The organism is Candidatus Soleaferrea massiliensis AP7, from assembly GCF_000820765.1.
In the GTDB taxonomy this organism is placed as follows: Bacteria; Bacillota; Clostridia; order Oscillospirales; family Ruminococcaceae; genus Soleaferrea; species Soleaferrea massiliensis.
In genome coordinates this window covers 19,305-39,313 of record NZ_CCYH01000017.1, presented here as the reverse complement: position 1 = coordinate 39,313, position 20,009 = coordinate 19,305, and the positions used below count along the sequence as shown (strand labels likewise).

At 49.4% G+C, this 20,009-nt stretch carries 15 protein-coding genes and 1 tRNA gene; 4 read left to right on the top strand and 12 right to left on the bottom strand.

Going from position 1 to position 20,009, the window contains the following annotated elements; all coding sequences use genetic code 11:
- Positions 1-13: 13 nt before the first annotated feature.
- The 5 genes from BN348_RS03580 to BN348_RS03560 all read right to left on the bottom strand — a co-directional run bounded on the left by BN348_RS03580 (position 14) and on the right by BN348_RS03560 (position 6,038).
- Positions 14-592: a manganese efflux pump MntP gene (locus tag BN348_RS03580; protein ID WP_242844297.1), complete on the bottom strand. Its 579-nt coding sequence runs from the start codon at positions 590-592 to the stop codon at positions 14-16.
- A 328-nt stretch (positions 593-920) separates the two neighbouring features.
- The gene (locus tag BN348_RS03575) at positions 921-1,577 is read right to left on the bottom strand and encodes an HAD family hydrolase (protein ID WP_040196266.1); all 657 of its coding nucleotides are present in this window, start codon (positions 1,575-1,577) and stop codon (positions 921-923) included.
- A gap of 469 nt (positions 1,578-2,046) precedes the next feature.
- Positions 2,047-3,807 carry an Rqc2 family fibronectin-binding protein gene (locus tag BN348_RS03570; RefSeq protein ID WP_040196264.1) on the bottom strand — a complete coding sequence of 587 codons (1,761 nt, stop codon included), beginning with the start codon at positions 3,805-3,807 and terminating at the stop codon, positions 2,047-2,049.
- An 11-nt stretch (positions 3,808-3,818) separates the two neighbouring features.
- Entirely contained in the window at positions 3,819-5,615 is a 1,797-nt protein-coding gene (locus tag BN348_RS12945) for a Nif3-like dinuclear metal center hexameric protein (protein ID WP_052446679.1), read from the bottom strand.
- Between the two features lie 216 nt (positions 5,616-5,831).
- Positions 5,832-6,038, bottom strand: coding sequence for a DUF1858 domain-containing protein (locus tag BN348_RS03560; RefSeq protein ID WP_040196262.1), 207 nt, complete (start codon positions 6,036-6,038; stop codon positions 5,832-5,834).
- 212 nt (positions 6,039-6,250) lie between these two features.
- On the opposite strand from BN348_RS03560, the gene BN348_RS03555 reads away from it, so the two are divergent.
- The 4 genes from BN348_RS03555 (at position 6,251) to BN348_RS03540 (ending at position 9,046) form a co-directional block, all read left to right on the top strand.
- Positions 6,251-6,763 (top strand): nitroreductase family protein, encoded by a 513-nt coding sequence (locus tag BN348_RS03555; protein ID WP_040196260.1) that lies wholly within the window; start codon positions 6,251-6,253, stop codon positions 6,761-6,763.
- Between the two features lie 111 nt (positions 6,764-6,874).
- A complete protein-coding gene (locus BN348_RS03550; protein WP_040196258.1) occupies positions 6,875-7,810 on the top strand; it encodes a DUF1385 domain-containing protein in 936 nt (311 codons plus the stop codon).
- A gap of 23 nt (positions 7,811-7,833) precedes the next feature.
- The gene (prmC, locus tag BN348_RS03545) at positions 7,834-8,682 is read left to right on the top strand and encodes a peptide chain release factor N(5)-glutamine methyltransferase (protein WP_040196286.1); all 849 of its coding nucleotides are present in this window, start codon (positions 7,834-7,836) and stop codon (positions 8,680-8,682) included.
- A gap of 277 nt (positions 8,683-8,959) precedes the next feature.
- Positions 8,960-9,046: transfer RNA gene (locus tag BN348_RS03540), tRNA-Leu, on the top strand.
- Positions 9,047-9,179: 133 nt separating this feature from the next.
- Here the strand turns inward: BN348_RS03540 and BN348_RS03535 are convergent.
- The 7 genes from BN348_RS03535 to BN348_RS03515 all read right to left on the bottom strand — a co-directional run bounded on the left by BN348_RS03535 (position 9,180) and on the right by BN348_RS03515 (position 19,893).
- Positions 9,180-9,668 (bottom strand): hypothetical protein, encoded by a 489-nt coding sequence (locus BN348_RS03535; protein ID WP_040196256.1) that lies wholly within the window; start codon positions 9,666-9,668, stop codon positions 9,180-9,182.
- 310 nt (positions 9,669-9,978) lie between these two features.
- A complete protein-coding gene (locus BN348_RS03530; protein WP_156136402.1) occupies positions 9,979-10,611 on the bottom strand; it encodes a WD40 repeat domain-containing protein in 633 nt (210 codons plus the stop codon).
- A gap of 480 nt (positions 10,612-11,091) precedes the next feature.
- Positions 11,092-11,637, bottom strand: a complete 546-nt coding sequence (locus BN348_RS13500; RefSeq protein ID WP_242844296.1) for an RHS repeat-associated core domain-containing protein — start codon at positions 11,635-11,637, stop codon at positions 11,092-11,094.
- Between the two features lie 45 nt (positions 11,638-11,682).
- On the bottom strand, positions 11,683-12,315 hold the full coding sequence (locus BN348_RS03525; RefSeq protein WP_040196253.1) for a hypothetical protein: 633 nt from the start codon (positions 12,313-12,315) through the stop codon (positions 11,683-11,685).
- 27 nt (positions 12,316-12,342) lie between these two features.
- Positions 12,343-12,951: an RHS repeat-associated core domain-containing protein gene (locus tag BN348_RS13825; RefSeq protein WP_156136401.1), complete on the bottom strand. Its 609-nt coding sequence runs from the start codon at positions 12,949-12,951 to the stop codon at positions 12,343-12,345.
- A 190-nt stretch (positions 12,952-13,141) separates the two neighbouring features.
- Entirely contained in the window at positions 13,142-13,543 is a 402-nt protein-coding gene (locus tag BN348_RS03520) for a hypothetical protein (RefSeq protein ID WP_040196251.1), read from the bottom strand.
- Positions 13,544-13,557: 14 nt separating this feature from the next.
- Positions 13,558-19,893: an RHS repeat-associated core domain-containing protein gene (locus tag BN348_RS03515; RefSeq protein ID WP_156136400.1), complete on the bottom strand. Its 6,336-nt coding sequence runs from the start codon at positions 19,891-19,893 to the stop codon at positions 13,558-13,560.
- Positions 19,894-20,009 lie beyond the last annotated feature (116 nt).

The window sequence follows — 20,009 nt, the reverse complement described above, 5'->3', positions numbered from 1 at the left end:
GCCGCCTGGCAGGCTATCCAAGCACGTGTTCCAGAAAAATTTTCACACCGAGGATGATCAATATCACGCCGCCGATGATCTCGGCCTTCTCCTGCCAATGGCTGCCGCACCGTTTGCCAATCAGCACGCCGGTCAGCGAACACGCAAAGGTCACCGACGCGATCATGGCGCAGGCGCTCCAGAGATTCACACGGATGGCCGCCAGCGAGACGCCGACCGCCAGCGCGTCGATGCTCGTCGCTACCGCTTGCATCATCAGCAGTTTGATTGAGAACTGCTGGTTCTTCTCACATCCCTTCGGATGGCGCAGCTCCCGGACGGCGTCCAGAATCATGTTGCCGCCGATGACCGCCAGCAGGGCCAATGCGACAATATGATCAATCCGTTCGATGTATTGCCGGAAGGTGTGTCCGGCAAGATAGCCTATCATCGGCATCACGCCCTGAAACAGCCCGAAGGTCAGCGCCGTGACGACCGCATGCTTTCTGGATGCCTTGCTGTAGCAGATGCCGTTTGAAACCGAAACCGCGAACGCATCCATCGCAAGCCCCAAAGACAGGAAAAACAGCCCGATGATCCCCAATCTCTTCACCTCTTCCAAGTATTACGCCTTGTTCTACTCTATATTTATTGAAAAGCAGGCGCAATTATACCCCGTACGCCTTCCCCTTAACAGGAAAGCATACGGGGCTTCACAGCTGCCGCCCTGACATGCAGCATCCCGCCAGAAGGACAGGATGCATAATAAAAGATAAAACGGTTACCGGATCATACGGGGCCCCTGCGCAACGACGGACAGCATCATTCTTTTGATGAACCAACAACGCCCATCCACAGAAGCGGGAAGTATTCCTGAACATGCCGGAATACCTGTCGCTTCGCTTTAATATCCGCCGCCCCAATGAACTGTTTCTGCGATATCAGCCGCCCAGAAGCATCCTGCGCAGGCTGCCGATGTCCTCAGCAATATGCTTCGCGCCCGCTTTTTCCAATTCCCCGCGGCTTCCGTAGCCGTACAGTACGCCGACGGCGTCGATACCGGAAAGCTTTGCTCCCTCAATATCAAAGGCCCGGTCGCCGACCATCACCGCTTCGGAACGGTCATTCACCCGCATTCTCTCCAACGCGATTTCGATGACCTCATCCTTGCGGGAATGCGCGCCGTCCAATCCGCTGCCGCTGACAAAGGAGAAATAACGGGCCAGACCGAAGTGCTCCAAAATCCTTTCGGCAAAGACGGTCGGCTTCGAGGTCGCGACCAGCAGCGTCCGGCCGTCCTTTTGCAGCGTGTCCAGCAGCTGCGGGATGCCGTCGTACACCTTATTTTCAAAGATGCCCGTTTCACTGAAATATTCGCGGTAAACCTCGACTGCCCTGCGCGCGTCCGCCTCGGAAAAGCTGTAAAAATCGATGAAGGAATCGATGAGCGGCGGACCGATGACCCGGTAAAGCTCCCGAACATCCGGCACTTCGATGCCGAAGGCCTTCAATGCGTACCGGAACGCATTTGTGATGCCCAGCGCCGGGTCGGTCAGCGTACCGTCCAGATCGAACAGGATGAACCGTTTGTTCTTCATATTCTTCCCCTTTGTTTCATGTTTTTGTTTGACAAGGTATCAAAAATGGGGGCTGTGCCGCTGTAGCGCGGCGGTTTCACTTTGTTTGCCAAATCACCTTGGCTGTGTGGCAGTTACTTCTTTGCCGGCCAAAGAAGTAACCAAGAAAGGCCGTTCAAGGAGGGCCATGCACTGTGCCGCCGCAGGCCAGATGGCCCCCCTTGAAAATCCCCCTACGATATCTCTTTATCTGCTTCGGCCGCCTGCGGGCGGCGTTTGGAAGGCTAGGCGGCCGAATGGTTAGTAGCGGACGTTAACGTTCTCTGCGACAGTCTTCAATGGTATCCCAATTCCCGGAGCCGCTGCGTAAATGACTCCCCGGCCGTAGAACGCCGTAGGCGATTGCCCCACCGCAGGTGGTCTGCGAGCGTTTTTTTGAACGGGGCTTTTGCGCAGCAATCGTCATGCAGCGATCTTCAGCAAACCGGTATTACGACTGCACCTGCAGGCGTTTAGCCAGCGCTTCATCCGGCGTGACAACGGCGGTTTTATACTTGTCATAGATCACCCGGCCGGGCTTTGCGGCCGGCGGCTTCTTGACATTCTTGATGATGGTATAATCCACGCTGACCTTGGCCGACGCGCCCGCTTTGCTGTTGAAGGCAGCGATGACCGCCGCCTGCTCAAGCGTGCGGTCCGGAACCTCCCGTCCCTCGGTGACGATGACCGTATGGGAACCCGGGATGTTCTGCGTGTGGAACCAGATGTCATAGTTATGCGCATCCTTCAGGGTAAGCTGATCGTTCTGCAGGTTGTTGCGCCCGACCAGGATGATGAACCCGTCGTCCGATTCGTACCGCTTGTAGGACAGCTTTGCGGGCTTGCTGCGCTTTCCCCCGCCGCGTTTGATGTAGCCGGTGCTCATCAGCTCCTCGCGGATCTGGGACAGCTCCGCCTCGCTCGACGCCCTGGTCAGCAGGTCGAAGACCGAATCGAGATAGCGCAGCTCCTCCTCGCCCTGTACAATCAGGTCACTGAGCATCTTCTCCGCGGTCGCCGCCTTGCGGTATTCACGGTAATAGTGCTGCGCGTTCTGCGAAGGCGTACGCCGCGGATCAAGCTTGACGGCAAGCTCCGGGCAGTCCTCCTCGAAGAAGTTCGGCAGCTTCACCTCGCTCATCCCCCGCTCGAGCCGGTAGATGTTCGCGTTGATCAGGTCCCCGCAGAGCTTGAACTGGTCGCGGTTTTTGCAGTCGGAAAGCTCCTCCTTCTGGAGCGCAAGCTTTCTGGCCGCGCGGTCGGACTGGTTGGCCAGCAGCCTGAGCAGGTCATGGGACCGCTGGCGCATCCGCTCGATGCGGTCGCGCTCACTGTAGAAGCTGTCCAGCAGCCCGCTGTAGCTGTCGTATGCGCGGGTGAGGCAGCTGTGCCCATACTGCGTGATATTTAAAAAGCAGAAATCCTTCGGCTTGCCGTCGGGGCCGATGACCATCGTCGGCCTGCCCTGCTTACTTTTCAGCATATCGATGACCTGATCCAGAAAGAATGTCAGGCGGCTGTACATCTCATCGTCCAGCGCCCCGGCCGTCAGATCCAGGCCGCGGGTCGCATAGTGCGCGATCTCGCGGCACAGAATCGGTGAAACGCCCTGCAGAGACTCCATCAGCGCCTTGCTCAGCGGCACATCCCGGCCCTTGCGCACACGCGAAGCCACCTCGCCGGAGGTCGTCTCGGTCAGCACCAGCCTGTCCTGGGACGGCGGCAGGCAGTAGGCCATGCCCGGCAGCACCAGCCGCACGCTGGACACCTCCTCGGTCACTCGCTTGATGCATTCGAGGATTTTTCCATTCTGATCCACGATGATGATGTTGCTGTGGCGTCCCATGATCTCCAGCACAATCGTGATCATGACCGTATCGCCCAGCTCGTTGATCGTCTCGAAATCCAGAAACAGGATGCGGTCCAGCCCCTGCTGCCGCACACCTACCAGCTTCGCGCTGTTCAGGTGCTTGCGCAGGAACATACAGAACATCGGCGGGGATTTGGGATTCTCCAGCTGGACATTCGTGAAATTGATGCGCGGGCTGTTTCCGCGCGCGCTTAAGAACAGCTTGGCGTTACCGCCCCGCATGCGCAGCGCGATGACAATCTCCTCGCGCGAGGGCTGGTGCACCCGCTCGACCCGTGCGCCGAGTGCGCCGCGCTCGATCTCATCCCGTAAAAAGCTCAAATATGCGCCGTCTAATGCCACAGTTTTCCCTCCTATCGATACCGAACCGGATTGGTATTCTGTTCGGCAATTTCAAATTCTATCTGGGGGAACGCCTCTCTGAGCGACCTGCAGAGACGTCCCATCACCACATTTTCGGTACAGAAATGCCCCGCGTCCACCAGCATCACGCCGATATGCGCCGCCTCTAAAAACAGGTGATGCTTCGGGTCGGCTGTGACCAGCGCGTCGGCTCCCGCGCGCTTCGCCTGTGAGAGGAAATCGGCGCCAGAGCCGCCCAGGACCGCTACCCGCCTGACAGGCAGGCCGAACGGAGAACACCGCACACCGACGCCGCCGAGCTTTAAGCCCACATAGGCCGCGAAATCATCCGGCTGCATCTCTTCTGGCAGATTGCCGATCCTGCCCATATAACGGAAGCCCCGCACGGCATGGTTCTCAAACAGGTCGTAGGCCGGCACCTCATACGGATGCGACGCGTGCAGCGCCGCGATCACCGCCGCGCGCTTTTCGGGCGGCACAATCATCTCCAAACGGGTTTCCGGAACCCGCTGTGTTTTGCCCGCCGTGCCGATAAACGGGTTGGAGCCGTCCCGCGGCTCAAAGCATCCGGTTCCCTCCGCGCTGAACGCACAACCCTCGTAGCCGCCGAGCGTGCCCGCTCCGGCGCCACGCAGGGCACGGTAAACGGCCGCCGCATGATCGCTGGGCACAAAGGCCACGAGCTTATAGTACGTGTCGGCACCCGACTGCGCAAAGCCCTCAATCTGCTCGAGTCCGAGGGTTTCGGCAAGCGCATCGTTCACGCCGCCGGCGGCGATATCCAGATTGGTATGCGCACTGATGACTGAAATGCCGTTTCGAATCAGCTTGTAGACCACACTGTCCGCCTCCACCCGCTTGATCGGCGAGAAGATGACCGGATGATGGGTCACAATCAGCTCGGCCCGTTTGGAAACCGCTTCCTCGGCAACCGCGTCGGTCGCGTCCATGGCAAGCAGAACCTTTTTGACCGGCAGTTCTTCGCCGCCGATCAGCAGTCCGGGATTATCCCAGCTTTCCGCCAGTGAAAACGGCGCGATCTTTGTGTCAATGGTTCGGTAAATATCCCCCACGGTGTGCTGGTTCATCTGTTCCTCCCCTTTCGCAAGGTTCCTGAGACGGCGGGCCAATGTTTCATGGTAGGCCGCCTGGTTCGGGTCTGCTCTTCTGGACAGGCGCAGCCCGTCCGCCTTCCTCTGCTGGATATCCGCCTGCCGCAGCAGATACCGTTTCGCCGCGGGCGTATCGTAGGCCGGCAGCAGGCCGGACAGCGCGAACAGCATGCTGACATCCTTGCCCTGCCCGGTATGGACCGCCTGCATGACCGTGTAGACGAACTCCCCGTCCTCCACGGCCTCTTCCCGCAGCAGCCCGAATCCATTTTGATACAGGTAACGGCGCAGCTCGTCCATCTTGGTCATCGGCTGCAGGACCAGCCGGATGTGTTCGTCGCGCAGCCAGGGCGCTTCCTCAATGATCTTCGCGATCATATCCCCGCCCATGCCGGCGATCACAATATCCTGCGCGCAGCCCTTCGGCAGGCTCAAAAGCCCGTCGGACAGCACCGTCTGGATGCGGTCCTCAAGCCCGCAGGCGCGGATGGTTTCGCGCGCCTTCTCGAGCGGCTGTTCATGGATGTCGCTGGCATATCCGGACGGGCATCTTCCATCCGCGACCAGATAGGCGGCCAGATAGCCGTGATCGGTGCCGATGTCGGCTACCACGCTTCCCTGCCGCACAAACGATGCCGCCAGCTGAAGCCTCGCACTGAGTGCTGGTTTCTGCAATAAACTCACCTTCCTCATTTTTCATAAAGTCGTATGTTGATTTGTCCATCATGGTTTCAGGTGCGGTATAAGCCAGAAGCACTAGAATCCTCCGCCTGTACCGACGATCTGTTTTAAAAATTTTTCAGATCAAAAGGCATCGTCTTTGTAAAATAAAAAGGCACGGATATAGCGCCCGCCTATACCCGTACCCATCGTTTTCAGATAACCGCTTCCCTATTTGGAAGCGAGATACGCGTTGATCTTCTCAACCAGCTTGTCACAGTCCACACCGTGAACCGCACAGGCCTGTTCGACGCTTTCTCCCCTGGATGCCGGGCAGCCCAGGCAGTGCATTCCCATATCCAGAAAAAACTCTGCGGTGCCGCGGTCCTGATCCAGAATATCTCCAATCAAAGAATCCTTTGTAATCGCTGACGCCATCATAAATCCTCCTTTGCTGATCTTGGCAGGCATTTCCGCAAAGGAAAGCCTGTCCCTATACCTTATCTATTATATCCCGCACACCTGCCGAATGCAATCATTTTTTTCTTTTTTATAAAATATTGGCTGGAAACTTGACATTGCCGGGCTGTTTGATGTAGTATATTTCATGTAGGTATATCCCAATGTTTGAAAAGGAGTTGGAGTTTATTATGGATTTGTTTGCAACCCGAAGAAGCATCCGCAAATACACTTCGCAGGAAGTCGAAGGTCAAATGGTGGAAACGTTACTGAAGGCGGCCTTTTTTGCTCCAACCGCAAGAAATCTCAAACCCTGGCATTTCCTCGTCATTGATGATAGACAAATTCTAACCGAGCTTGCAGAGGAGTTTCCGACCATGTCGATGCTCGCGGGCGCTCCGCTGGCCATAGTCGTCTGCGGAGACAGCGAAATTTCCGAGGACTTCTGGCCGGACGACTGTGCGGCCGCAACGCAGAACATCCTGCTCTGCGCGACCCAGAACGGCCTTGGCAGCTGCTGGTGCGCGGTATATCCGCGTGTCGAACGCATGGAGGGCTTTGTGGAAAAATTCCAGATGCCCGAACAGATCAAACCCTACAGCCTGATCGCGCTCGGCTATCCGGATGAGACAAAACAGACGCCCGAACGGTACGATCCGGCGCGGGTGCATTACAACGGTTTTAAACCGGCAGCCGAGCAGTAAAGAGAGAGAACTGCCGGCTGTCGTGATTCGGTCTTGTTATTTTCCGTGCGGCAATAATGAGAACCCGTTTTTATATCGCCGCACGGAGAATTGGGAGTGCAAAAAGTATTTATGGCAGACAAACTACATAGAACCAGTATCGGCGGACAGGCCGTCATTGAAGGCGTGATGATGCGCGGCATTGATAAAACCGCGTTGTCCGTGCGTCTTCCCAACCAAACGATCGACACCGAAACCTGGAACTCAAAAAGTGAAAAAACCAACAAATGGTACTGCAAAACCCCCTTTATCCGCGGCGTCTTCAACCTCGTGGACACGTTCCGTCTTGGCTACAAATGCCTGACCCTCTCGGCAGAGAAGGCAACCGACGACGAGGAGCTGGAACCATCCAAATTTGAGGAATGGCTCGATAAAAAGTTCGGCGACAAATGGATGAAGGTCCTAACCGGTCTCTCCGCAGTCATCGGCGTAGTGATCGCCGTTGCGCTGTTCCTGTTCCTGCCGATGTACACCGTCAAATTCATCAGCAGTTTCGTGGACCTTGGCGGATTCAAGACGCTGGTTGAAGGCGTCATGAAGATTATCATCTTTATTCTGTACCTCGGACTCGTCTCAATGATGAAGGATATCAAACGGGTCTTTCAATATCACGGCGCGGAACACAAGTCCATTGCGTGCTATGAAGCCGGAGAAGAGCTGACTGTAGAGAACGTCCGCGGGTTTACCCGCTTCCATCCGCGCTGCGGCACCAGCTTCCTGCTGATCGTGCTGATCATCAGCATTCTGGTTCACGCGCTGTTCCCCTGGCACAATATGTTCCTGCGTCTGGGCCTCTCGCTTCTGTTCCTGCCGGTGATCGCGTCGGTTTCCTATGAGATCATCAAATTTGCGGGCAGGCATGACAACCTGTTCTCGCGCGTCATTTCCGCGCCCGGCCTGTGGCTGCAGCGGCTGACCACCCGGGAACCGGACGATTCCCAGATCGAAGTGGGCATTGCATCGCTTGTGGCGGTCCTGCCCAAAGAGGGACAGGATGACCGTTGGTAAATCTGCTGGAAAGAGAAAAACCTATGACAATCAAACAAATTCACAAAGAAATAACGGACAAGCTTTCAAACGCGGGGATATCCGTCCCTGCGTTTGAGAGCTTTGTTTTATTGGACGCGCTGTTCGGCATCTCCAAAACCGATCTGCTGACCAGGCCGGACACATGCTTCCCGCCGGAAGACTATGACCGGCTGCAGGGAATCCTGCGGGAACGGATGTCGGGCCGTCCCCTCCAATATATCTTGGGAGAATGGGAATTCTTCGGCCGAACTTTTCTCGTGGGGGAAGGCGTGCTGATACCGCGTCCTGACACCGAGACCGTCATCGAAGCCTGCCTTGCCAGCCTTCGCTGCAAAAGCAGGCCGGTGATTGCAGATTTGTGCAGCGGCAGCGGCTGCATCGCCGTCACGCTTGCGAAAGAGCTGCCGGACGCTTCGATCTATGCGCTCGAATACTCCGACGCCGCCTTTGCCTATCTGAAAAAAAATATCGATCTGCATCGGGCTGACTGCGTGACACCGCTGCTGGCCGATGTGTTGTCTGCAGACGCTCCGTCTCTTCTTCCCAACCTGGATTTGATCGTTTCCAATCCGCCCTACATCGATCCTGCCGAAAAACCGCATCTGCAGCCCGAAGTACAGCATGAACCTGATATGGCGCTGTTTGCACCGGAAAACGGTCTTCTTTTTTACAGGGAGATCACCCGGCTGTATCGGGATCTGCTGAAAGACAATGGACATCTCATCTTTGAAATTGGATATACCCAAGCCGATGCGGTCACAGGGATTCTTAAGGACGCAGGGTTTCAGCAGATCCGGATCATACAGGATTTCAGCCGGAATGACCGCGTTGTGTCTGGTGTAAAAAAGTGATGCCATTCTGAACAGCTGATAAAAAAATCTTGACAATGGTATCAAAAGCAGGTATAATAATTTGGTAATGAAAATGCCGGTGTGATGGAATTGGCAGACGTAGTGGATTCAAAATCTTCCGTGATTTTGTTTTCTTGTAAGCCCCGGAACCGGCGCAAACCCAGTGGCAGAGCCGCTTTTTACAACTGAATAGCTTTGGTACATTCGTTTGTTCTCTCCTCCAGTTCTCTCCAAACTTTCGGGAATGGAAGCGGGCCGGAATGAGTGCAATAGATGTGCCGGTGTGATGGAATTGGCAGACGTAGTGGACTCAAAATCCACCGGTGGCGACACCGTGCCGGTTCGAGTCCGGCCACCGGCACCAGCAGGCTGAATCTGCACAAACAAGACACACCTCACGTCGTGAGGTGTGTCTTGTTTTATTCCCATGTTTAGATTGATATCTTTTTTGCTGTGTAAACTCATAGATAAATTTCAAAAAAACAGATACGGTAATGTTATCCATTGTTTTTTCTTTTTACATGTCTGTCTCTCCTGTTTGTTACCTGCTCTGTTTTGGGCTGTTCTCTCCCGCTGCTGTCGTTCCCGCGCTGTTCATACACCAGCTGGCTGTCTTCATAGAAATATTCCGTTTCACTTGTGCCGCATGTCTTCTTTGTGCGCAGTCCATCCGCATTGTACTGATAGGACAGATCCAGTCCGCCGCCCTGGACCGACGCCAGCTTTCGGCCATCCACCCAGCTGTAGGTTCTGCCGTCATAGCCGGTCATGTTGCCGATCGCATCGTAGGTGATCGCTTTGCCGTCAAACGCCGTCAGCTTATCCGGCCAGTTCACATCGCCATAGGTGTAGGCATAGGTCTTTTCCGGCTCATTTTCCGCCATCTGCCCATTTGGATACACCTTTTTGCTCAGGATGTTGCCGCCATCGTCGTAGCTGGCCACCGTTGTCTTGCCGGTCTGTCTGTTGACCTCTTTGACAAACATCCAAGTTTATCAAAGATTTATCGCTACAATCCCATCTCAAACGAATTGAGATTATCTGATTAAGTTGTTTCTCCCCAGCTTTAAAGCTGGGGAGAAACAACTTAAAACATTTAGCCATTTGGAAACAGCATAGCGAAGTCAAATATTTCTATTCTCTTCCATGACCCAATTATTATTTGGGAATCAGATGATATAAAATGTAAACTGCTGAGGTATTGTACTGGAACGGTTCCAATCTGTCTTTTCTCTAACAAATCAAATCCTATGATCGCTTTAGAAAAACCCAGTAATAAATATTTCTCATCAGAACTTACACATAAGCATATAAAATATCCATATTTATCACATGTATCCTCAGCAGCCAGAAAAACAGAAAGGTCCAAGCAGGAAGAAACTTTTCCAGTCTGTATTTGTAACGCAAACACATCATCTTGATTTGCAACCTGATCAGACACAAAAAATAAATCGTATCGTTAACAGCTGTCATAGAATTTAAACACATAGAATATCTGGAACCTCTCCATAATTTCCTCATAGAGGATTGATCTGTTGCTGAAAGTTGGAGGATTACGGCATCAGTAAATCCCTTATCAAATTCCGAAGAAATTGTTCCAGCAACATACAAGTTATCATTATGAAGGGACAATAGGCTTTCTACATGCATATTTAGATTTCCAATTATCTCCACTGTATTATTGGAAACGTCCAAAAGATAAACAGTCCCATTCCATCCCGCTGCAACAATTTTTGTATCATTACAAACAAAGTACAACGGTGTTCCTTCTTCATTTATGCAATTATTTTTGCATAATAATACTCCCGTTTCTAAAGAATAAACTGCAATATGACCTGAAGTGTTGTTAAATGCGATCATCTTTTCGCTGTTGGAAAAAGCAGTATAAGAAGGATTTTTCAAATCAGTAAACCTGTTTTTCTCTTTCACACTTTTTCCCTCATAAAGAACTGTTTATAGCTTTAACTAATGACTTCCATGACAACGAAGCGGAGTCACATGCACAATGTGGTTCTGGCTGGTGACTGCTCAGCCAGTTCCATCCAGAATCGTCGTAATATTGCTCCAACTGTCATACTGGTAATGCGCACCTCCATATTTTCTGCAATATTGTAGATTTTCAAGTATACCCCTGTGTTATTTTTGATAAGGGACGATAACTAAACTTATTACCGCCCCTTATCAGCTCTAATCAATTATTTTTTTTAAACTTTACTGATAACCACCTATTGTATACACGACTCCCATCAATATAACTAGAATTACAAATATAATCTGCAAGTAGAGATTTACTTTTTTACTAATTTTTTCAGTAAATATAATACAAATTAAATAAATCACTACATATATCGGTATGATAATATCCATCACGGTTTTAATAATTTCCATAACTACACCATTTTCCATTAATCATTGAGATCGGAACGTACTAATGCAATAGACGTAACCTGCTCCTGATGCAGGGGTTAGAAAATTATTAAAATTAAAATATATTCCCTTTCCTCTATTGACACTATTGACTTTCCATCTTGCAAGTAATAGCATTGAAGCAATTACTTTCACTGAAATGCTTGGAACCGCCCCTAATAATATATTTACCAAATCTCCAGCTTTTCCGGCTCTTGCAATTCTATCAGTTATACGACTGTTCAGCCATACATGAGTTAACCAAAATTCTTTAATTACTCGATTTATTCCTCTCTCTATGCCCATTTTACCTGTTGGATCATATAAGTTCACTGAATCATTGGAACAGTAAGCAAACAGGTTATATGCCAGCATATTCTCATTGGCTCCTACTATCGCATCTGCACTGATAAACCTGCCAATTTCAGGATCATAGTACCTGCTCTGCAGATAATAATACCCCGTGTCGCTGTCGTAACAGTATCCCCGATAACGAAGCGGGTTTACATGTGCAATGTGGTTCTGTCCGGTAAACCCTATTGCTGTCAATAAGGGAGCAGATGACAGTCCGCTCCCTTATTGACCTGCTTGTGCTTATTCCGTAATAACCGCCAAGTCCTTGGGTAACAGATAATCTAAAAAATGCATGGGGTCTTCGTATACAATCACATCTTCAACAATTTTTCCATCTGCCGAATCCACCGTATCCTGATAGTAGACGCTTGCCATTGTCCCGTCTTCAAATCGATGAAAGCTGACTTGATAATTATCGGGAAGAAGCTCTGCATCCGGATCGCATTTTTTCACATCTTTCCAAGAAGCATTTTTTCTAACCGTTTCCAGGAAGGTCTGCTTGTCAGGCAGTTTACTCACAGCCATCGTATCGACAACTTGGCATTTTGCATCAAAAAGGATGAAATAGAACAGATTTCTGCTGTTATCATTTTTTATATGATATACAGCGTAGTATCTGTTTTTATAACTTCGTAAACAAGTAATTTTTTTGTTGCTATTTATATCTTCTATGGTATAAAAATAGGATCTCATTCCAAGCAACTCATTTGGTCGTGCAGGATATTCAAGTCCACTCGAAGAATCTAGTGGAAGTTCTGTAATTACAATTTCGTTATTTAACTGACTAATAATATTTGTAAATTCTTTGCTATGGCAACTGCATAAAGCCAAAATGATAAGAATAAACAGCGGCATTATTTTTATTAATTTCATTTTGTTCCTCTCATTTCCATTTACGCACTAATCATTAATATAAATAATACTTCCTGTATATCTTCTGCGGGTATTAACTACATATCTATTGTTTCTTTTAGCATACTCGTCCCAATCTACGTTATTCGGCGTTTTTCCACTGCGCAATTCCATAACAGGACCAGAATTTCCAGCTTTAAAACTCCATACAGATCCATAAGTTTTCCTCATAAAATGATAATCGTATAAAGCACCATAAGGTGTGATTCTTAAAGCAATTAAAATTTTCCCCCGAGCAACATATGTATAAGGACTATTGACTCTAGAAGCGGTTCTTCCAGTCCACTTCATGTCACGAATAACCCGATCTGCAACACTATGTACAGGGGATCCTCGATTGACAGGCCAAGCGGAAAGATCTCCTGGATTTATAACCTTTAATCGATTGATGGCGTATCCATAACAATTAAAGCGACGCGGTCCGACCACAAAATTAGAAACAGAAACTTGAGAATTGATGTGGTAAACTGGTTTCTCTCCATTCATATCGATTAAGTTTATTGGACTATTATAACAATATGCAAATAAATTTGCAGTTAGCAAATGATCTTGATCCGTTACTACGCCAGAATCATCCGCACTGATAAACCTGCCCATTTCAGGATCATATTATCTGCTCTGCAGATAATAATACCCCGTGTCGCTGTCGTAATAGTATCCTCGATAACGAAGCGGGTTCACGTGTGTGATGTGGTTCTAGCTGGTGACTGCGCTGCCAGCCCCATTCAGAATTGCTGTGGAGATTTCACTGTCTTATATTATAAACAGAGAAATCTCCACATTCACTCTACTCAACTATGCTATTACTGTCATCTGTTTTTCTGTGGAAGATGATTTTCTTTACATCTCCATATTTTGAATAGGTAACGTTGTATACGAGTGTATCCTTTCCTCTATAATGGTATGTACCTACAAAATAAGGATCATACGTACCCATTACAAGGCGTCCTATGGTTTCGTAATCACTTATTTCCAATCCAATTCCTTGATCGAGGAACCAAACAATTTTTGTTACTCCATTCGGTGTTTCATAAAACCCGGAAGTATAATATGATGAGGGCGAAAAATCAATGGTTATGTTCGGATTTTCACTTTCCCAAACACCTTCCAGTTCTGGGGTCGTAAACCAATTCATTAAGAAGATAAAAGTGATCAATATACATGCAAAGATACTACATTTTAATTTCATTAATCCTCACACTCCTAACGAATCGAGATAAGGGAAATCGCTCTATAAGAGTTTGACCGTAAGAACCCTTCAATAGACGAAAAAGATCTATAACTCCTTGACCCTGTAAAATTATATGCATGAAATTGTTTGCCAGTCCATCTGATCGCAATATAATGCATACCTTTACTATGTGCATACATCAGAACACTGCCTCTGGCCCCCTTGATCGACTTATCAATTCCACTATTGGTAAGGTTTAACTGTGATACCCTTCTGCCACGCGATCTAAAATAATCTGCAACAGCATCAGGCAATACTCCAAAAGCACCTTGCAGAATTGAGCCCCAGCGTTCATAATAATAGATGATATTGCTCGGATGCACCGGTGATCCCAGCATTAAATTCACATTGTATGTTGCTATCCAGCCGCATCCATTATAACTGCCCGTCCAAAATCCCATTCTTGCTCTGGATGCACTTCCAACACTTTGATCATAGATATATCCTGAAAAACTCAATTTACTGTTATATGACCGATTAGAATTCCTTTGAGCCGATGATATTGCTCGATATGGAGGAATCACCAATTTGAAAAATCGCTGTGCATATTTATAAATAGAGGTTAATGCTAATGCTCCTCCATAATCAACAAAATTGACTGGATCATTTGAGCAATAAGCAAACAAATTATATGCCAGCATATCCTCATTGGCACCTACTATCGCATCCGCACTGATAAACCTGCTCATCTCAGGATCATAGTACCTGCTCTGCAGATAATAATACCCCGTGTCGCTGTCATAATAGTATCCCCGATAACGAAGCGGGTTCACGTGCGCGATGTGGTTCTGACTGGTGACTGCGCCGCCGTTTCCATCCAGAACTGCCGTGATGTTGCCCCAGCTGTCATACTGGTAATGTGCCTGCACATTTCCCGCTGCATCGTAGATTTTACAGACGTCCCCCTGTGCATTCGAGGAATAGTAATACATCGTTCCATTCCATTCAATGCCGAACGGGGTGCCGTCCGCGTTGTAATAATACCAGATGCTGTCGTTCCCCCGCTGTTCATGCACCAGCTGGCTGCCTTCATAGAAATATTCCGTTTCACTTGCGCCGGACGTCTTCTTTGTGCGCAGTCCATCCGCATCGTACTGATAGGACAGATCCAGTCCGCCGCCCCGAATCGACGCCAGCTTCCGGCCATCCACCCAGCTGTAGGTTCTGCCGTCATAGCCGGTCATATTACCGATCGCATCGTAGGTGATCGCTTTGCCGTCAAACGCCGTCAGCTTATCCGGCCAGTTCACATCGCCATAGGTGTAGGCATAGGTCTTTTCCGGCTCATTTTCCGCTGCCTGCCCATTGGGATACACCTTTTTGCTCAGGATGTTGCCGCCATCGTCGTAGCTGATCACCGTTGTCTTGCCGGTCTGGCTGTTGACCTCTTTGACAAGCTGCCCGAGTTCATCATAGGTATAGTTCAAAGAGGTTCCGCCATTCTCACCGGAGCTGGTGATTCTGCCGTTATCGTCAAACTGATTGACCTGCTCAAACGTTGCCCCATCCAGCAGATAGCTGGCTGCCTGCGTGGTGTATCCTTCTGCACCGCGATCCGCTGCGTACTGAACCTGCATGTCGGTTACCAGCGTTTCCGCAGGTCCAAGATGATACTTCCGGGTTCCCAAGAGTCTTCCAAGACCGTCATAGGTCACGCGGTATTCCTCTGTGTCATTAAACTTCTGTGAAGTGATGCGGTTGTTGTCGTCATAGGTGACCGATGTTGTCCGTGTCTGCCCGTTCACGGTATACTGCGTCTCAGACAGCACGCCTTTATTGTCATAGATGTACTCGATCCTGCTGCCATCGCTGCCAACCTGTCTGACGAGATTGCCCCGCGCATCGTATTCATATGTATAAGTCACATTGTTGGCATGATCCAGATGTTTTTCAACCGAGCCGTCCGGGGCGTACTGGACACTGTATTTTTCTGTACCGTTAAATTTCGTGCCAATGCTTCTGCCATACTGGTCGTAGATATTCTCGACATAATCCCCGTTGCCATAGGTGGTTTTCTGCAGCTTTCCATTGTAAGGGCCATATTCATACGACGTGAGGTTCTGGCTGCCCGCTTTGATAAAGGTTTGGTTGCCAAAACCGTCATAGCCCAGATTGTAGGCAAAGCCGTTGTGCAGGATTTGGGACAGCCTTCCGCCGCTGTTATAGCTGTAACCGATGGAAACACTGTCGGTATCCCGGTCTGCGGTGATTGTCTCCAGCCTGTCGTTGTCAGCGTTATAACGATAGGAAATCCGGTTTCCCAAGGCGTCAGTTTGGGATGTAGTCAGGCCCTTCGTGTCATCGACCGTGTAGATATTGGTTTTTCCCATCGAGTTGGTCTGGCTGGTCACCAATCCGGATGAAGAATAGGTTGTTTCTTCCCGAATCCTCATCGTTGCCGCCACCAGATCATTGGCGTCTCCCAGCGCACTGAAGGTCGGTCTGCCGTGTTCATCGTAGTTGTAGTGGCTGTAGGTGCCATCACCATTATTGGATTGTATCAGGTTGTCGTTTTCATCGTAGGTATAGTCTTCGCTGTTGCCCAGGCTGTCGCTGCTTCCGGTCAGGTTGTTGTTGGCATCGTAGGTATAGCTTCCCTGCTGGCCGTCCGCTGTTGTCTGTGAAACGATATTGCCGTTTTCATCATATTGATAGGTTTCAACATAACTGCGGCTCAGCTGCAGCCCGTCCAGACAAACCGCGTTGATGTTGTTGGTATAGGTGACCTGCATGCCAATCTGGTCAATCTGTCCTGAGACATCTTCAAACGACAGCACATGGCTGAAATACTGCCAGTCAGTTGTGTGTTTGTTAATGCTGATGGGCTGGACAGTCGTGGAATTTCCCACCTTCACGGTCGCGTCGAAGTAGAACGAAGGGGCATATAGAGCGTAATCCCCCCAAATGATCGGGCTTTGCTTTGTCGGATTCACCTTGATCCATCCGCTGAGTACATACATATCACCGGCGCTTGCATTCACCGGGACGTTTTGGGATAGGCTTTTTTCATAGGTGCTAAATCCGGAAACGTCATACTGTGTTCCTTTCAGCTTAAAATACTGTTCGCCCTGTTTCTGACCTCCGCTGACCACCTCACCAAAATAGTAATCTGACTCGCCATAGTTTTTGTTCCAGGCGGTAGGAGGCGCTGCTGTACCAATCTCGTCATCCTCAAAACCAGCGTTTTCAAGCAGGTTGTATTCATTTGGCACCGTACCTTCTTCCAACTGCAAAGCATCGAAGCGTGCGGTTCCCTGCGTATGTTCGATACCGAATGACAAGGTCACATTTTGAGACGCGTCCGTAACTTCAAATGTGGTTTGCACCCGCTTCCACTGCCCGTTTGTATCCCTGACAGGGTCGGACTCCTTCAGGATCTGGGGCGTGCCGCTGATCTCCGCTTTAAGCACCGCTCCCCTGGTTCCATCCAGACCCGCTGTGCTGACATATCCGGAGAAGGTGTAGCTGCCCGGCCTCAGGTTCAGTGTCTTTGTATAGTGTGCTTTCTGGGTCTTTGCAGTGGTAGAGAATTGGAATGCTTTATACCCAATATAAGCATCATCATCTGTCATTCCGGCTGTTCCGGTGTTTTCTGCAGCCGCTGTCCAATATCCATCCTGTTCCGCACTGTGATTGTACAACAGGTTGACTGCCGGTTTGATCAGATTGACGCGGTTGGAAATCTTATTCCTGCGGCTGCCGATATCATCCAGGTATGTGTTGGCCACACCATAACCATCCTGATCATAGCAGCTGTACCCTCTGCCCATGTCGTCATAGTTGCAGGTAATGATTTCATCGTCCTGGTTGCCGAAGATATCATCCGGACCGGCGGTACGGAATTTCGTTGTATTGTCGTTTCCATAAATCAGTTCCATCGTCTGCCCAAGCGCCTGCGCCGCATATTCTTTGATATAATGTACTTTTTTGGGGGCAGTTTCCGTATATTCATACTGAATACTATACCCTGTTGGATCGGTGATTTTATTAAGCAGATGATCCTCACTGTAGGAATAAACAGAACAGGTTTCATCTGGATAGGTGATACCGGTCAGATATCCGTCCTGATCGTATGTATAACTGATGGCTCGTCCAGCAGGATCGGTCACTTTGGTCAAATACCCGTCTGTATTGGAAGTTAGCGTAATGGATTGTCCCAACGCATCGGTGATACTGGTCAGCACATCGTTCGTATAGGTCAAATCCGCCGCATGCCCTTTGCCGTCCTGCAGACGTGTCAGTTTACCCGACTGGTCAAAGAACATCCTGCCGTCTCCGGTATCTGTCAGGACATAATAGTGCTCCGTATCGGACAGATTTTTCGAAACAGTCAGTCCAAGACCGTCATAATCATGGGTATCATTAAAATAGTGGACCGTTCCGTCCTCATCTGTATAGAGATATCGATATCCTTTGTCCAACAGTCCCTGATTGGTAATTGGAACAAAGCTCTGGTGCAGGCTCAGCATCCAACCCTTACCCGCATAAGGTTTAAAAGACGTATTGCTGTCATTCTGACTGCTGTTGTAAACATGGCTCACTGAAACCGGCATTAAGTCACCAGTTGTAGCCGCATCACCATGTGTGAACACAAGGTTTCCGGTGAAATCATTGACGTATCCGATTCCTGCCGCGCCAACCTCCACCGTACGGTAGGACCAGTAATCCTCCAAACCATTATTGTTGACATAACGAACTGTAAGCATGGGAAGCGTTTCATGCCAGCTTGCATAATAGATGGAACGCATAGGAACAGTCTGGTTGTTGTAGGTGTCGGTACGCTCTCCCGGCTCTAAAACAAATCCGTAATTTTCTTCTCCGTTATACCATTTTTTGACCAGCTGCGTAATATCTACAGATGCTGAACTTTTTCCTGACATAGCAACATAATCATAGATCGCAACGTCCACAATCTCTTCACTTGAATGGATATTCGGGCGGGTATTCCATGTGACAGATTCATCCCAGCTGCTGCTCACTTTTTTTACCTGCATAGGGAAACAAAAGGCTGAATACACATCAGAATCCTCCATAAATGCCGTATACACCGCACTTACAATCTGATCCCCATTCTGCAATTCGGGCAGCGGCAGCCGAACATAGGTTTTTTGTATGCCGTTGGCTGTCTCACCGACATAACTGTACCTCTCATAATGGAAATTCGTATCCGGCTGTGAGCTGTCCACCGTTTCCTGCATCGCACCCGAATTATACTTGTACTGCATCTCCACTTCCGGGTCAATTACAATTGGAAACTGACGTTTTTCATCGTTCATCCAATTTTTATCTGCTGCAACATGCAACAGGTAACCATCTCCATATGGCGATACATCCTGTGTCACCGCGGTGCTGTATGCCCCGCCGGCATCGTACATATACGGAGCAGGGATCGTAAAAACTGTTTCCTGCGCATCTTCTGATACAAAGGCGATCGAACCGTCCGTTTGTTTCTGCGGCATGACCCCTTCTGCAACCAGCTTCAGATAATAATCATACTGCTCTTGTCTGGTTTTTACAACGATGTTTTCCTTTACACCCTTTGGCTGCACCTGATACTGCAGGTCGACGCCATCTCTGATTTCCGGATACACAATCTGCGCATTCACCTTCGACTGATCCAGGTATTCCGCGTTTGTCTGCTCTTGCGCATCTTGTGGCATTGACTGCATTTCAAAATTGGTGACATCAGCCGTTATTTCCCGCATGATCAGTGGTTCCAACTGTGGGTCTGCCGTTCTTGATCTGAACACCGGCTCTACAAAAGACCAGCTGATGCGATACCCTTCGTCCTGGATGGTCACCAGCTGTTCTTCATCCGCTTCTTTTGCAAACTGCACTTGAAAGCTGTTGGCTGTATTTTCGTATACCTGTCCCGTCCCGTTCTCCGTCTCTGCATCGACCAGAGTATTGTCGATCTCTTTCCACCGTCCGCCGTCTTCATAATGAACCGGCACTCCATAACTGACCGCCTGTATGGTGCCGTCTTCCAAAAGAAAATGCTTTTCATTCTCCGTTCTTTTGTCCGTCAATTCCGCGATAATCCGCCCAGCTTCTTCCTCCCTGGCCGTCTGCCCAGTGGATTCCGTCGCTGCAAAACTACTGATTCCCGGTGGGATCAGCTGCAGCATGATCGTAAAAATCAGGGTCATTGCAAGTGTTCTGCGTGCTTTTTTCTTTTTGTTCATAATAGTTCCTCCCATTGATGATGGTCTCTGTGTGGATGTTGACGTGTATCTACATATCCCCAAAATAACAGGGGATCCCATAGAACGATAGAGGGCACTATATGAAATGAACCAGGTTTCCACTGAAAACCTGACTGTATTCTGCACGATTGTTGCAACAAGATGACCCAATCAAAACAAAAAACGGATATCTGATAATTTATAGGATTTATAATTGTATTATACGACATAAATCGCAT

What these genes read in the sequence shown, in the direction of transcription:
- prmC (WP_040196286.1), top strand. Translation starts at nt 7,834, where the DNA reads ATGACAATCAAACAAATTCACAAAGAAATAACGGACAAGCTTTCAAAC.
- BN348_RS03520 (WP_040196251.1), bottom strand. Translation starts at nt 13,543, where the DNA reads ATGAAATTAAAATGTAGTATCTTTGCATGTATATTGATCACTTTTATC.
- BN348_RS03560 (WP_040196262.1), bottom strand. Translation starts at nt 6,038, where the DNA reads ATGGCGTCAGCGATTACAAAGGATTCTTTGATTGGAGATATTCTGGAT.
- BN348_RS03525 (WP_040196253.1), bottom strand. Translation starts at nt 12,315, where the DNA reads ATGAAATTAATAAAAATAATGCCGCTGTTTATTCTTATCATTTTGGCT.
- BN348_RS03535 (WP_040196256.1), bottom strand. Translation starts at nt 9,668, where the DNA reads ATGTTTGTCAAAGAGGTCAACAGACAGACCGGCAAGACAACGGTGGCC.
- BN348_RS03550 (WP_040196258.1), top strand. Translation starts at nt 6,875, where the DNA reads ATGGCAGACAAACTACATAGAACCAGTATCGGCGGACAGGCCGTCATT.
- BN348_RS13825 (WP_156136401.1), bottom strand. Translation starts at nt 12,951, where the DNA reads ATGGGCAGGTTTATCAGTGCGGATGATTCTGGCGTAGTAACGGATCAA.
- BN348_RS03575 (WP_040196266.1), bottom strand. Translation starts at nt 1,577, where the DNA reads ATGAAGAACAAACGGTTCATCCTGTTCGATCTGGACGGTACGCTGACC.
- BN348_RS03555 (WP_040196260.1), top strand. Translation starts at nt 6,251, where the DNA reads ATGGATTTGTTTGCAACCCGAAGAAGCATCCGCAAATACACTTCGCAG.